Here is a 12,728-nt window from a genome sequence, read left to right on the forward strand (position 1 = left end):
GTCCAATCCCCTTTATTTGCCGAAGGTGAGGGCGACGGCGCCCAGTTCAGTGCTGCCCTGCGCCTTGACGGTCGCGCCGGGCTTTGGCGGCCAGGCGAAGGGCAGGCGGACGACTTCGCGGCCACCGACTTCGCGCGCGGCCTCGATGAAGAGCGTGTAGTTGCCGGGGCCAAGCGCGCCCAGCGGGCCTTTGCCTGCGGTGAAGCTGAGCTTATGGTCGCCGGGTGCCTTGGTTGCGCCGGTGACGCCATCGGCGGGCAGCTTGAGCGCGCGGCCGGAGGCGCGCCACCATTGGCGCACGTCGCGCAGCCATTTGGTGCCCTCGCCATTCTTCATGTCATAATCATACCAGACCGACAAGCTGCGCGGGGTTGCGCCCTCTTTTTCGATCCAGATCGCGACATAGGGGCGATGATATTCGGCGACCGAGAGGCGCGGGATGGCGACGGACAGGTTCAGCGTCTGTGCGGTGGCGGGTGCGGCGAGCGTGCCCACCGCGCCGAGCGCAGCCGTGCCGGTCAGGGCCAGGCGGTAGCGGATCTGCATGGATAGTCCCCCTTAATGGATGAAGATGATGGCGAGGATGGCGGGCAGAGCGAGGCCTGCGGCGACCAGCGGCCAGGTGGAAGGCCGCTTCTTGGCATGAAGCTGGAGCAGGACGAGGCCGGTCAAGGCGAAGAGGAAGCAGGCGACCGAGAAAATGTCGATAAAGTATTTCCACACCGTTCCGGCATTGCGCCCCTTGTGCAGATCATTGAGATAGCTGATCCAGCCGCGGCTGGTCGCTTCGCTGGTGACCGTGCCGTCGGTGCGGTCGATCGAGACCCAGCCGTCGCCGCCGGGCCGGGGCAAGGCGAGGTAGATTTCGTCGGCGGACCATTCGGCCTCGCCGGTGCCGCGCTGGCCCACAGCCTGTTCGATCCAGGCGGCGACGGGGGCGGGCAGGGGCTTCTTGGTGTCGGGTTGGTCATCGGGGGCGATCTGGGCGCGCAGGTTGGCGGGCAGGGTCGCCGCTTTTTCGACGGTTTGCGGTGATCCTTCGATATCGGCGGCATGGTTGAGCGTGATGCCGGTGAAGGCGAAGAGCAGCAGGCCGATGAGGCTGATCGCCGAGCTGACCCAGTGCCAGGTGTGCAATTGCTTGAGCCAGAACGCCTTGGCGCTCTTTTTCTTTTGCGAAGAGATGCGGGCGGTTCCGTGCATCGGGATGGGGACTGGTCCTGCTGAAGTGAGGAGGATCGCATATCGCGAACGACTCTCAATTGCAAACGAGTCGCAGGAAGAAAAATGTAATAAAGTGTGATGAAGGGGATGATCGCCGCGACCGGTTGCAGATCGAGACTATTGACCGCAGGCGACGCTGGCCCTAGCCGCAAGAGGGACGGCATACGGGCGAGCGATCACCGAGACGTCAAGGCATCGGGTCGGCCCTGCTCATGGGAGAGGGGGGCGCGTGCCGCTATCAGGATAAAATTATGCTGCTGTCGGGCGTTGCCGCAGGAATGATGTTGATCGGGACGCAGGCCGGGGCTGCGCCGCAATTGCCGGTCGAGCCGGTGGTGGAAACGACACCGGCCGCGCCGCCCGTGCAGGCGGAGGATGAGGTCCAGGACATCGTGGTGACCGGCGACCGCGCGCCGCCCAAGGGCGATCCGCTGGAAGAGATCAACGCCCAGAGTTTCGAGGCCGTGCAGGCGGTGGACAAGAATGTCGTCGGGCCAATGGCCAAGGCCTATAATAAGGGCCTGCCGCGTCCGGCGCGCAAGGGATTGCGCAACTTCTTCTCCAATCTGCAGGAGCCGGTGGTGTTTGCGGCCTATCTGCTGCAGCTCAAGCCAGGCAAGGCGGCGGAGACGGCGGGGCGGTTCGCGATCAATTCGACGCTGGGCTTTGTCGGCCTGTTCGACGTGGCCAAGCGCAAGCCCTTCCATCTGCCCTATCGGCCCAATGGCCTCGCTAATACGCTGGGCTTTTACGGGGTCGGGCCGGGGCCGTATATGTATCTGCCGGTGATCGGGCCGACGACGCTGCGCGATCTCGTCGGCTATGGCGTCGATGGCATCGTGACGCCCTTCGTTTTGGGTAAGCCGTTCAACCAGCCGACCTATGTCATTCCCGCCAACATCCTGCGTCAATTGGGGGAACGGGCCGCGTTCGACGAGCGGATTACCGATATCCGCGCGCAGGAAGACCCCTATGGCACCTATCGCGACCTGTATCTCAAGCAGCGCAAGGCGGAGATCGAGGCGTTGCATGGGCGCGTGAGCGATGAGCCGGTGGTGCCGATGTACGGGCCGGGCCTGGGCGTACCGGGCAAGGCCAAGGATGCCAGTGCGGTGCCTGACAGTGCGCCGCTGCCGGAAACCGCGCCGGAATGATTTACAGGGTCATGGCCGACTTGTGGCCATGACCCGGTTATCAGTTCAGCGTCCCAGCAGGCCGCGGGCCTGGCCCGCAATCTCCGCGAGCATCGCGACATTGGGGCTGGCGGCGGCCTTAGCGCGCTGGACCAGGGTGCGGAATTGACGCACGCGGTCGCCCTTCTTCTGTAGCCAGTTTTCGACATGGGCGGCGACGTCGCTGGCGTCGCAATTCGCGGTGCATTGCGCCAGGAAGTCGAGCCGGACCTGCTGCATGTCACGGGCGACGCCGGAGATGAGCAGCCGTTCCCACGGATCGGTCGGTTCCATCCGCGCGGCGGCGGACTGGACCCAGTCGATGCCGACCGCTTCGCCCAGATGGGTGAAGGCACGGGTCAGTTCGACTTCATCGACGCCCATCCGTCCGGCCAAGGCCGCGATGCCGACAGCACCGTCCAGTTTGAACAGGCCAGCGGCGCGATGGGCCAGGGCTTCGGGCGCGCCGAGGCCCAGCAGGCGATCGGTCACGGCATTGGTGCGACGCTGGGCTTCGCTGGTGAGCAGGTCGTCGACCTGCACGGCCAGCGTGCCGACGCCCTTTGCCAACAGGTCGTGCCCGGCCGCGGGCAGGGTGCCTGCGGGCACGCTGCGCAAGATGTCGGCGATCTGGGCGCGCATGCCATTGGCGATGTCGCCGAACAGGGCAAGGCGGGCATCCTCCGACATATGGGCCGCGTCGATATCCGCCCATAGCGCGCGGATGTCGTAGAGCCGCTCGGCGATCAGGAAGGCGCTGGCGAGGTCGGCGAGCGAGCAGCCTTCTTCTTCCGCCAGTTCGAACGGGTGGATGATGCCAAGGCGATTGATGATGCGGTTGGCGACCTTGGTGGCGATGATCTCCTTGCGCAGGGCATGGGCGGCGATGGCGTCCGCTTCCTTGTCCTGCATTGCGGCGGGGAAGGCGGCCATAAGTTCGGCCCCCATGCTGGGATCGGTGGCGAGCTCACCATGTTCGATCGCATCCTGCAGCGCGAGCTTTGCGGTGGAGAGCAGGACCGCGAGTTCGGGGCGGGTGAAGCCCTGGCCATCCTGTCCGCGCCGCAGCAACTGGTCGTTGGCGGCCAGCCCCTCGACGGCGCGGTCGAGCCGTCCCGATTCCTCGAAGGTTTCGATCAGCCGGACATAGCTGGCGAGGTCGGCCGCGCCGCCGCTTTCGGCGATCGACAGGCCAAGCGCCTGCAGGCGGTTATCCTCCAGCACCAGGTCGCCGACCGCATCGGTCATGCTTTCGAGCAAGCTGTTGCGCGCGTCGAAGGACAGGCGGCCTTCGGCCATTTCCTTGTTCAGCGCGATCTTGATATTAACCTCATTATCCGAACAATCGACGCCGGCGCTATTGTCGATGAAGTCGGTATTGATGCGGCCGCCATGGAGCGAGAAGGCAATGCGGCCCGCCTGGGTGATGCCAAGGTTCGCGCCTTCGCCCAACACTTTGACGCGCAATTGTTCGGCATTGACGCGCAAGCGGTCATTGGCCGGGTCGCCGACGTCGCCATGGCTTTGCGCCGCGGATTTGACATAGGTGCCGATGCCCCCGAACCAGAGCAGGTCGGCGGGGGCCTTGAGAATGGCGGAGATGAGTGCGCCCGGCTCCATTTCCGTTTCGGTCACGCCCAAAATCTGCTGGATTTCAGGGGTCAGCGGGATGCGCTTGAGCGCGCGGGAGAAGACGCCGCCGCCAGGCGAAATGAGCGCCTTGTCATAATCCTCCCAGCTCGACCGGGGCAGCTGGAACATGCGGTTGCGCTCTTCCCAGCTTTTGGCGGGATCGGGCGTGGGGTCGAAGAAGACGTGGCGATGGTCGAAGGCGGCGACCAGCTTGATCGCCTTGGACAGCAGCATCCCGTTGCCGAACACGTCGCCCGACATGTCGCCGCAGCCGACGACGGTGACGGACTCGCTCTGCACATCGACGCCCATTTCGGCGAAGTGGCGCTGGACCGAGAGCCATGCGCCGCGCGCGGTGATGCCCATCGCCTTATGGTCATAGCCGTTGGAGCCGCCGCTGGCGAAAGCATCGCCCAGCCAGAATTTGCGGTCGAGCGCGATGGCGTTGGCGACGTCGGAGAAGGTGGCCGTGCCCTTGTCGGCGGCGACGACGAAATAGGGATCGTCGCCATCGCGCACGACCACCTTGGCCGGGTGGCGCACATGGCCATTGACGATATTGTCGGTGACCGACAGCAGCGCGCGGATGAAGATGCGGTAGCTTTCGGTGCCTTCGGCGAGCCAGGCGTCGCGATCGACCTGCGGGTTGGGCAGATGCTTGGGATAGAAGCCACCCTTCGCACCCGTTGGCACGATGACGGCATTTTTGACGCGCTGCGCCTTCATCAGGCCCAATATTTCGGTGCGGAAATCGTCGCGCCGGTCGGACCAGCGCAGCCCGCCGCGCGCGACCGGACCCGCGCGCAGATGGATGCCCTCGACGCGCGGCGAATAGACCCAGATTTCGCGCCAGGGGAGCGGGGCGGGGAGGCCCGGAATCTGGGCGCTGTCGAGCTTGAACGCCAGCGCTTCGGTGGCGGCGTCGCTGTAGAAATTGGTGCGCAGCGTCGCGTTGATGACGGCGCGCAGCAGGCGCAGAACGCGATCCTCGTCGATCGCGGTGACGGCTTCGAGACCGGCGTCGATCTCCGCCTGGGCCGCGGCGATCCGTTCTTCCGCGCCTTCGCGGCCGACCGGATCGTGCAGCGCCTGGAACAGGCTGGCGAGGCTGGCGGTGACGCCCTGAGCGCGGCGCAGCGTTTCGGCGAAGGTCGCCATGCCATAGGCCATGCCGGTCTGGCGCAGATAGCGGAACAGCGCGCGGAACAGGACGACCGAGCGCGGGGCAAGCGCGGCGGTGACGATCAGTTCGTTGAACCGGTCATTTTCCGCGCGCCCTTCCAGCACCTGGGCAATGGCTTCGGTAACGATGGTGGCGCGGTCCACGACGGCCTGCGCATCGCCGCCCGCGGGCAGTTCCAGCACGAAGCGCTGGACATTGCCCAGCCTGCCGCCGTCCAATGCGGTCGTCATTTCCTCGATCACGCGGAATCCGAAATTCTCGAACGCGGGCACGACTTCGGACAGCGCAATGCCATGGAGGCTGTAGAGTTTGAGCCGCAGCCGTTCGGCGCAATCTTCGGGATTGCGGTAGATGCGGATCGACTTGTCGCCCGGCCCGGACAGGCCGTGGATCAGGCGGATGTCGATCGCCGCCTCGTCCGGCCCTGCGCCGTTGCGATAGACCATCGGGAAGCCACCGGCATAGCGCTGCGCCAGCGCCGCGGCGCGGCCGGCATCCTCGGTCTTGGCCAGCGCTTCTTCGACGGCGGGTGCCCAACCGCGCACCATCTGCTTCAACTGGCGGTCGAGCAGGACGTCGTCGGGAATGATGCCGCCTTCGCGCAGGTCGAGCGTGATGCGCAGCAAGGCGAGGCCGCCTTCCTCCAGTGCGATCGACCAGCTCAGCACTGGCGCGTTGGCGGCCATGGACAGCATTTCCTGCACCGAGAAGCGGCGCGCGGTCGATACTTCGTCGCGCGGCAGCCAGACGAACGCATAGAGATGGCGGGCGAGCGGGCTGCTCGCCAGCGCGAGCTTGGGCCGTGGCCGGTCGGTCAGCGACATGAAGGTCAGCGCTAGCCGCTCCAGCGTATCGCGATCGAAACCGATGAGGATGTCGTGGGGCAGGGTGGCCAGGGCATGGACCAGCGTCTTGCCGGCATGACCCTGTGGATCGAAATCGAACTTGTCCATCAGCGCGGACAGCGCCGAGCGCAGCACCGGCACCTTGTCCGGCGTCGCCGTCAGGCCCGAACTGGTCCACATGCCGGCATGGATGGAGAGCGCCTTGACCTCCTTGCCCTCGCGCACCGGCACGATGACGAGATCGAGCAGCACCAGGCGATGCACGCGCGACAGGCGGTTGGACTTGATGATGAGCGGGTTGCGCTTGCCTTCCTCGAACCAGGCGAAGGCGGCGTCGAGCGAGGCGGGGGCGATCAGCGGCTTGTCATGCCGGGTGCAGATGCCGAGCGAGGCATGGCTGCTGCCGTCGCGATGGATGATTTCGTGACCCGTCAGGGTGAAATGGCGCGCGAGGAACCAGCGCAGCAGCGCCGCACCTTCCTCATCGGGGACGGCGTCGGCATCGGCCTGCATCGCGGCCTGCATCGGCGCCCAGTCGGCGACGGCGGCGCGCACGTCAGCCAGCGTTTCGGCCAGCGCCTTTTCGAGCGCGCGGCGTGCCTTCGCGTCGGCCCGGTCCGCCTCGATATAGATCATCGATTCGCGGCGGGCACCGGGCGCATCATCGTCCAGGATCGCGGCGAGCGCGCCTTCGCTGTTGCGGGTGATCGACAGGACGGGATGGAGCAACCGGTGAATGGTGATATCGGCGGCGGCCAGCGCATTGGCGATCGAATCGACCAGGAAGGGCATGTCGTCGTTGATCAGCGCGATCCGCATGAAGCGGCCATTGGCGCCTTCGCCGAGCGTTTCGATGGCGATGGCGGGTTGTCCCGCCTGACGGCCATTGGCGGTGCGGCCCACGAACAGCGCGGCGGCGGCCAGCGCCGCTTCGTCAAACCCTTCCCGCTCGCCCGGCAGCGCGCCACGCGCCAGCGCCGTTTCCAGCGCCTCACGGATGCCCGTATCAACTTCCTTGGTCTTCGCGTCAGCCAGCGTCGTCATTCGCCTACCTCTCACCAGCGGGTACATTCCCGCTTTCATGGAACGGAGGAGAGGCTGGACGCCGCCATGCGACTCCCCGGCTTAGGATCGCCTTTATGCCTCCGCCTCAACGGAGGCTCAACCCAGGCTGTGGAATAAAGTTTCTGAAAATTGAAATAATATGATGATGCACCATAACTGCTTCGGATGGCGACTATCGGCCCGGCCCGATGGCATGTCGAGCGGGTTTACGGGATATTTTCCAGTATTTTGCTGCGCGTTGCGGGCGATGGGTGCGCGGCCGTGCCGTCGGATCAGCGGGCGGCGGCGAGGATCACCTTCTGCCCCAGGTCCGAATCCTGCGGCAGCGCCGCGACGAGGGCGAGCGATCCGTCCGCTTCGCGCCGGGCGATGACGACGGCCAGGCCATCGGCGTCGGTGGCGATGGCATCCGGCGCGAGCGCGCTGGCCGCCTGCATCGCAGTGCGCGCCTTATGGCGGCGGTCGGGGCGGGGCGGGGCTTCGGCGCGGCGCAGCGCGCGTTCGTCGCGGACCAGTGCCTTGAGGCCGCCTGTGTAGCTGGCGAGATAGTCGGCGAGCGACCCGACGCCCAGGCCCGTCGCCCAGCCATGGTCGAGCGCGGTCGCATATTCGGTGATCCGCGTCTTATCATAGGTGCCGCCGAAGACGAGCTTGATGATCGCGGTCATCGGGCTGCGCGCTTGCACCTTGAGGCCGTGGTCGACCAGCAAGGTGGCATAATCGTCGGGGCGGGCCTTTGCCACCAAGGCGAAGTCATAAGCGAGGCCGATGGCGCGATAGAGGGCGGAACGGGTGCGCGCCTCGCTGACGCGCACCCGTTCCGCGCCGTCGCGGGCGATCGCCAGCCAGTCGGCGAGCGGGGCTGCTTCGTCGGGCGCTTCCATGCCGGACAGGTCGAGAATTTCGTCGTCATCCTGTGCGTGCGCGGGGGCGGGCGTTTCCGACTGGGCGGGACCATCGGCCCAGATTGCGGTCGTCGGGCCGGGTAGCGGCGCGGTGCGCAAGGCGTCGCCCACTTCCGCCTCCAGCGCGGCGCGCATCGGGGCGTTGGCCAATTCCTTCCAGTTGATCACGCCGAACACGAAATCGATCGTTTCATCGTCGGACGAGAAGGGCATCAAGATGCCGCGATAGAGAATGTCCGACCCGCGCTGGTTGACGAATTCGGCCTCGAAGCCGATCGGCGCGGCATTGGCGATGATCTGGAGATAATGGTCGGTCAGCCGCGAGACGAGCGATCGGGCGGGCACGTCATCGATATAGGTGATCGATCCTTCGATCTCGCATTCCTGGCGCAACGCAGTGCCCAGATACACGACCGAGGGGTTTTCGAGACCGGTGCTGAAATCGAGCAGGATGCTGTAGGGGCCGAAATCGTCCAGTTCTTCGGGCGCCAGATCCTCGATCGAGGGCAAGGCGCGGTCGCCCAGCAGCGAGGCCCAATAATTATATGCGCGCACCTGCATCCGCCGTTCGTCGGACACCACCATCAGCGGCGCGTCGATCGCGGCGTCTTCGCTATGGTCGACGTCGTCCCGGTCGTTGGCGACATCGAGTCCCCATAGAGTGTCCATTCGGCCTGTCCCTAAAACAGATAAAAGCGCTTCATCTGGGACTCGACAGTGGCAGCGGATGGTAAATTTGGGGTGAACAGGGGCGCGGATGTGCGCTTTCGTTGAAAAGCCCGCTTGTCCTGCACCCCAACCGCTGTTATCTGCCCGCCGCAAGCCGCTTTAGCTCAGTTGGTAGAGCATCGCATTCGTAATGCGGGGGTCACAGGTTCGAGTCCTGTAAGCGGCACCAGCGCCTGCAAAGGCAAATTCCTGAAATCAAAGCGAAAACGCCTTCTGGCTTAGGGCCGGTGGGTTGCCTTGTTTATGGGGCTTTGAACTTGATTTCGGGGCGTCCCAGTGGGTGGAGCGTGGGGTAGGAATGGGTTGCATCAACCTCATTCTATGTCAACTTATGGTGCGTATGCAGCGCTGGAGGGCATGATGGGGGTGATGAAGCGGGACGAGTGGCTGAAGCTGAGCCCAACCGAGAAGGTGGCTCATCGAATGCAAAGGGCCATTGATCGAATTGACGATGTGCAAGCCCAATACGATCGCATGCGCGCGGACGGGACGATTGCGGAACCAATCCCGTTTCTAGAACGCGATTGATCCCGCAGACGTTGGCATCAGCGCTGACAGGGTTGAGGTAAAATGTTAGTCGCTAGCTGTTGACTTTGGCAGTAGGCACGAGGGAATTACGTCAATGTTCAATCGTGCCGCAGCCTATTTTGCCTATGTCGTTTTGACGCTTGCAGCATTTTTTGCTGCGGACACTTGGCCATCTGAACTCACGAAGGCTCTTCCTCCCAATCTTTTGTCCGGCCTGCTAGTAGTCTTTCTGGTTGATAGCCTCATCCGGCTCGCAGAAGATCGTCGCTTACGCCCGATGCAAGTTATCGCACTAAAAAACAACATGGTTGCTCGGGCACGACTAAAATCAGTCGCGCGAACGATACGTGAGGCCGGTCAAATCGCGGACCTCGCCGTGATAAGCGTGAACGAACTAAATGCAGCGGTAGAAGTGCCGATAGGATTGGCAGTTACCGCATCTCAACTCCCTCTAAATCAACCGATCGGAAGTTCAAATTTTATAACGCGGCTTTGGCACGATGTACGTTCGACCCTTGATACATTGGATAAATCTCTTGGTCAGTACGGGCCATTTCAAGACCCAGAAACTGCATCCTTGATGGCCAATATCAACCATTCGCATCTCTTCTCAGTTATAGATCAAATGCATCGATCAGGTATCGCCGTTGCAGAAATCGGATTGCCGGTGGAAATGTGGCAAGATGTGCTTGCATGGCATAATCAGTTAGCCAACCGTTTACACCGTGAGGCCCTGCGGCTAGGCCATCCTCCCGCATCTTCATAGCATGGTGCCATTCTGACCGCGCAAATTCCCCCATCTTATATGAACAGGGCGCAGCAAACGCCTATTGCGAAGCTGCTCTAACCCCGCCAAACACGCTTTGCCCTTCGTGAAAGCCGGAGGGTGGGGCGTAGGAACCCCAGCCACTAGAACTCGGTCGCCAGATTTTGGAGGCCGGGTGGCATGCGCGCATGTCCAGTCGGTTCGCCGATAAAGGCGCATGCGCCTGCTCTAGTGGCTAGGTTCCTAACATCCGGCTTCGGCCGTCGCTCCGAGAGGTACATAGGGCGACGCGAGGTTGAAGCCGAAGGTCGCTCTCCAGGCGCGAGGGGGCGAGCAGTGATTCAGATTCCGCAATAGCGATGCTGCCTGTTCAGCCGTGCCCAGCCGGGTTGCGGTTCATCACCTCATGCAAATGGAATAACCCATGAAGAAGATCATACCCTTGCTGTGTCTGGCGGTCCTGTCCGCCTGCACCACGCCTGCAGACGTCTCCAAGCCCTTGGCGGCTGGCGGCGATAAGAATGCCAAGTTCACCATCAAGGATACCGCGAGAGGCTTCACCGTCGATCTTCGTTATTCCCGCTACCAGTTCGTGCCGGAAGCCGATGCCTTGCTGGTGGCCTGCCGATCGATCGCTACCACGCGCGCCTATGAGGAAGCCAAGAACCGGGGCCGGGAAATCCAGCCGATCAACGAACAGACCCTTCGCGTGTCGGTCGGCCGCAACATCATCAATGCCCGAACTGCTTGCCGCGCCTTCGTCGAAGCGGTGTGGAAATGAAGAGGAACGAGCCCATGCACAAGCTATCCATAGTCGCGGCATTGGTGCTGCTGTCGGCGTGCGGTGAAGCGCCAATATCCCAACCGATCGGAGACGGTCTGCCGCAAATCACGGACATCCCCGCCTCTGCCAAAACGCCAGAAAAGCCAATCGCCCTTGGCGAAACAGGCAAGGGCAAGGGGGTGGACTTCACCATAACCAAAGTGACGATGACCAATCAGATTGGACCGGCGGGTAGTGGCCCGAAGGCTGAACCGACCGAAACCTTCGTCGTCGTCCACTATACGATAAAGAATACGTCGGGTGCGGCGCTGTCGGCCATGGACCGTCCCGCGATCAGTCTCGTCGATGCCAAAGGCCAGAGTTATGTCACTGACGATATGGCGGGCATCATGGTTGGCGTACTAATGGACGACGCGTCCGGTATGAGCGCCGATCTCAATCCCGGCGTTTCCGCAAAAACCGGGACTGCCTGGAAAGTCGCTAAAGATGGCTTCGACAAGGCAACGTGGCGCATCGTCGTGGAGACGGACCCGGCATTAACTTTTGCGCTGGAAGCGGGAGACGCGAATGGGAAAGCGAACTAGCAAGCCTAGCCTGTTAGGGTCGCTGTTCTCGTTCGACACGTTCAACGTCTTCTCCGGTGCCTTGTTCGCCACCGGCGAGGCGCTCAGATTTGCGAAACGGCAGTGCGCGCTGCAGGAGCAAATCGGCGCGCTCCTCGACGAAAACATGGCGGGCGTGACACCTGAGAAGCACAAAGAAAACACCGAAAAGATACAAGCGCTTCTGGTGAAGCTCAAGCAATGAGGGATGTCACGGCCCGTCTCGCCTACATGCTGTATCTGTCACTCGTGATAGCGCTGGTCGTCGTTTTCAACATGGCGGCCTTCTGGCTTCTGATCGAGTTCGGCCCTGACGTAATCGACTACCTGCTAAGCTGACGTCTTATCACCATCAACCTCTCAAGCCCCTGCGGAGCAATCCGTGGGGGCTTTTTTATTGGAGCCTATTCTATGCACATCATTCGAACGTGGGAGCAACTGGCCGACTGGCTTGAACGCCCGACCAATCCCGACATTGCCGCTCTGTTGAAACTTCGCCGCGACCAGTTGATCGACTGTGGTGACCTGACTGAGATTGGCACTTTCGTCATCGTTGAGCCGGGCGATGCGCTGGCCGACTTAGAACTGGCGCTGGGCTTTCCCATCACCACCGACGGTTCGCCGACGTGGGAGTGGGTCATGCGGCATGGCTCGATCTTCGAAGCGCCAATCATCCTATCTGACTCCGGCTGGGGCCATGTCCTGATCGTGCCTGACGTGGAAGGCATTCATCCAAGGCTGCTGGCGCTCTGTCGCGCCCACGTCTGAGTCGACCACCACCACCAATCGCAAGCAGCGTCCTTCGGGGCGCTATTTTTTCGCCTGGAGAATATCTCATGCTCTCACTTCCCGATCGCGCCGCCATGGATAATGCCCCCACGCTTCCGCTGCGCGCCGACATCAAGGCCATCTTGCAAGAGCGCATCTCGCAGGTGATTGCCGACGGCCTGGATGGTCTCACGCACATCGTCGTCCTGGGACCGGGCGACACCGAAGCCATGCTGAAAGACGAAGTCCTATTTTCACCGCTGGAATGGGAAGGGCGTCGCTATGGACAGCCCGGCTTCGATCCATGGTGGGATTGGCTGCACGACCATGGCGGCTGGTTCGAACTGATCTATTGCGTGGGCAACAGCGGTTTCGCTTTCCTCCTGTTTTTGGAAGATAGCGACGATCCCGCCTTAGCTGATCTGCTTGATATGTGCCGTAGTGCCTGCCGCCAATGATCCGGCGTGCGTGACAAGCCGTTAGGCCAACGAAGGGGCGGGTGGATGTGACTCGAGCCAACTTCGC

Annotated in this window: 11 protein-coding genes and 1 tRNA gene; 8 read left to right on the top strand and 4 right to left on the bottom strand. The window is 62.9% G+C overall.

Annotation, left to right across the window (positions count from 1 at the left end):
* Positions 1 to 12: 12 nt before the first annotated feature.
* Together ACZ2HM_RS00660 and ACZ2HM_RS00665 are read right to left on the bottom strand one after the other, a co-directional pair.
* Positions 13 to 546 (bottom strand): DUF2271 domain-containing protein, encoded by a 534-nt coding sequence (locus ACZ2HM_RS00660; protein WP_037476865.1) that lies wholly within the window; start codon positions 544 to 546, stop codon positions 13 to 15.
* Between the two features lie 12 nt (positions 547 to 558).
* On the bottom strand, positions 559 to 1,203 hold the full coding sequence (locus ACZ2HM_RS00665; protein ID WP_470425936.1) for a PepSY-associated TM helix domain-containing protein: 645 nt from the start codon (positions 1,201 to 1,203) through the stop codon (positions 559 to 561).
* Positions 1,204 to 1,475: 272 nt separating this feature from the next.
* Here ACZ2HM_RS00665 and ACZ2HM_RS00670 point away from each other — a divergent pair, with 272 nt between their 5' ends.
* Positions 1,476 to 2,378 (top strand): MlaA family lipoprotein, encoded by a 903-nt coding sequence (locus tag ACZ2HM_RS00670; RefSeq protein ID WP_470425937.1) that lies wholly within the window; start codon positions 1,476 to 1,478, stop codon positions 2,376 to 2,378.
* Between the two features lie 45 nt (positions 2,379 to 2,423).
* Here the strand turns inward: ACZ2HM_RS00670 and ACZ2HM_RS00675 are convergent, their stop codons facing one another.
* A complete protein-coding gene (locus tag ACZ2HM_RS00675) occupies positions 2,424 to 7,100 on the bottom strand; it encodes an NAD-glutamate dehydrogenase (protein ID WP_470425938.1) in 4,677 nt (1,558 codons plus the stop codon).
* Between the two features lie 293 nt (positions 7,101 to 7,393).
* Positions 7,394 to 8,695 (bottom strand): PAS domain-containing protein, encoded by a 1,302-nt coding sequence (locus ACZ2HM_RS00680; protein ID WP_470425939.1) that lies wholly within the window; start codon positions 8,693 to 8,695, stop codon positions 7,394 to 7,396.
* 153 nt (positions 8,696 to 8,848) lie between these two features.
* On the opposite strand from ACZ2HM_RS00680, the gene ACZ2HM_RS00685 reads away from it, so the two are divergent.
* The 7 genes from ACZ2HM_RS00685 (at position 8,849) to ACZ2HM_RS00715 (ending at position 12,661) form a co-directional block, all read left to right on the top strand.
* A tRNA-Thr gene (locus ACZ2HM_RS00685) sits at positions 8,849 to 8,924 on the top strand.
* Positions 8,925 to 9,377: 453 nt separating this feature from the next.
* Positions 9,378 to 10,049 carry a hypothetical protein gene (locus ACZ2HM_RS00690; RefSeq protein WP_470425940.1) on the top strand — a complete coding sequence of 224 codons (672 nt, stop codon included), beginning with the start codon at positions 9,378 to 9,380 and terminating at the stop codon, positions 10,047 to 10,049.
* Between the two features lie 424 nt (positions 10,050 to 10,473).
* Positions 10,474 to 10,830 (top strand): hypothetical protein, encoded by a 357-nt coding sequence (locus ACZ2HM_RS00695; protein ID WP_470425941.1) that lies wholly within the window; start codon positions 10,474 to 10,476, stop codon positions 10,828 to 10,830.
* 14 nt (positions 10,831 to 10,844) lie between these two features.
* Entirely contained in the window at positions 10,845 to 11,417 is a 573-nt protein-coding gene (locus ACZ2HM_RS00700) for a DUF4352 domain-containing protein (RefSeq protein ID WP_470425942.1), read from the top strand.
* On the top strand, positions 11,401 to 11,640 hold the full coding sequence (locus ACZ2HM_RS00705) for a hypothetical protein (RefSeq protein WP_470425943.1): 240 nt from the start codon (positions 11,401 to 11,403) through the stop codon (positions 11,638 to 11,640). The genes ACZ2HM_RS00700 and ACZ2HM_RS00705 overlap by 17 nt, the downstream gene beginning before the upstream one ends.
* Positions 11,641 to 11,846: 206 nt before the next feature.
* The gene (locus tag ACZ2HM_RS00710) at positions 11,847 to 12,203 is read left to right on the top strand and encodes a hypothetical protein (protein WP_470425944.1); all 357 of its coding nucleotides are present in this window, start codon (positions 11,847 to 11,849) and stop codon (positions 12,201 to 12,203) included.
* Positions 12,204 to 12,271: 68 nt separating this feature from the next.
* Positions 12,272 to 12,661 carry a hypothetical protein gene (locus ACZ2HM_RS00715; RefSeq protein ID WP_470425945.1) on the top strand — a complete coding sequence of 130 codons (390 nt, stop codon included), beginning with the start codon at positions 12,272 to 12,274 and terminating at the stop codon, positions 12,659 to 12,661.
* Positions 12,662 to 12,728 lie beyond the last annotated feature (67 nt).

It is taken from the genome of Sphingobium sp. KKT206, from assembly GCF_055640555.1.

Excerpts from the sequence above, each read along its gene's own strand:
- ACZ2HM_RS00660 (WP_037476865.1), bottom strand. The coding sequence starts at position 546 with ATGCAGATCCGCTACCGCCTGGCCCTGACCGGCACGGCTGCGCTCGGC.
- ACZ2HM_RS00665 (WP_470425936.1), bottom strand. The coding sequence starts at position 1,203 with ATGCACGGAACCGCCCGCATCTCTTCGCAAAAGAAAAAGAGCGCCAAG.
- ACZ2HM_RS00670 (WP_470425937.1), top strand. The coding sequence starts at position 1,476 with ATGCTGCTGTCGGGCGTTGCCGCAGGAATGATGTTGATCGGGACGCAG.
- ACZ2HM_RS00675 (WP_470425938.1), bottom strand. The coding sequence starts at position 7,100 with ATGACGACGCTGGCTGACGCGAAGACCAAGGAAGTTGATACGGGCATC.
- ACZ2HM_RS00680 (WP_470425939.1), bottom strand. The coding sequence starts at position 8,695 with ATGGACACTCTATGGGGACTCGATGTCGCCAACGACCGGGACGACGTC.
- ACZ2HM_RS00690 (WP_470425940.1), top strand. The coding sequence starts at position 9,378 with ATGTTCAATCGTGCCGCAGCCTATTTTGCCTATGTCGTTTTGACGCTT.
- ACZ2HM_RS00695 (WP_470425941.1), top strand. The coding sequence starts at position 10,474 with ATGAAGAAGATCATACCCTTGCTGTGTCTGGCGGTCCTGTCCGCCTGC.
- ACZ2HM_RS00700 (WP_470425942.1), top strand. The coding sequence starts at position 10,845 with ATGCACAAGCTATCCATAGTCGCGGCATTGGTGCTGCTGTCGGCGTGC.
- ACZ2HM_RS00705 (WP_470425943.1), top strand. The coding sequence starts at position 11,401 with ATGGGAAAGCGAACTAGCAAGCCTAGCCTGTTAGGGTCGCTGTTCTCG.
- ACZ2HM_RS00710 (WP_470425944.1), top strand. The coding sequence starts at position 11,847 with ATGCACATCATTCGAACGTGGGAGCAACTGGCCGACTGGCTTGAACGC.
- ACZ2HM_RS00715 (WP_470425945.1), top strand. The coding sequence starts at position 12,272 with ATGCTCTCACTTCCCGATCGCGCCGCCATGGATAATGCCCCCACGCTT.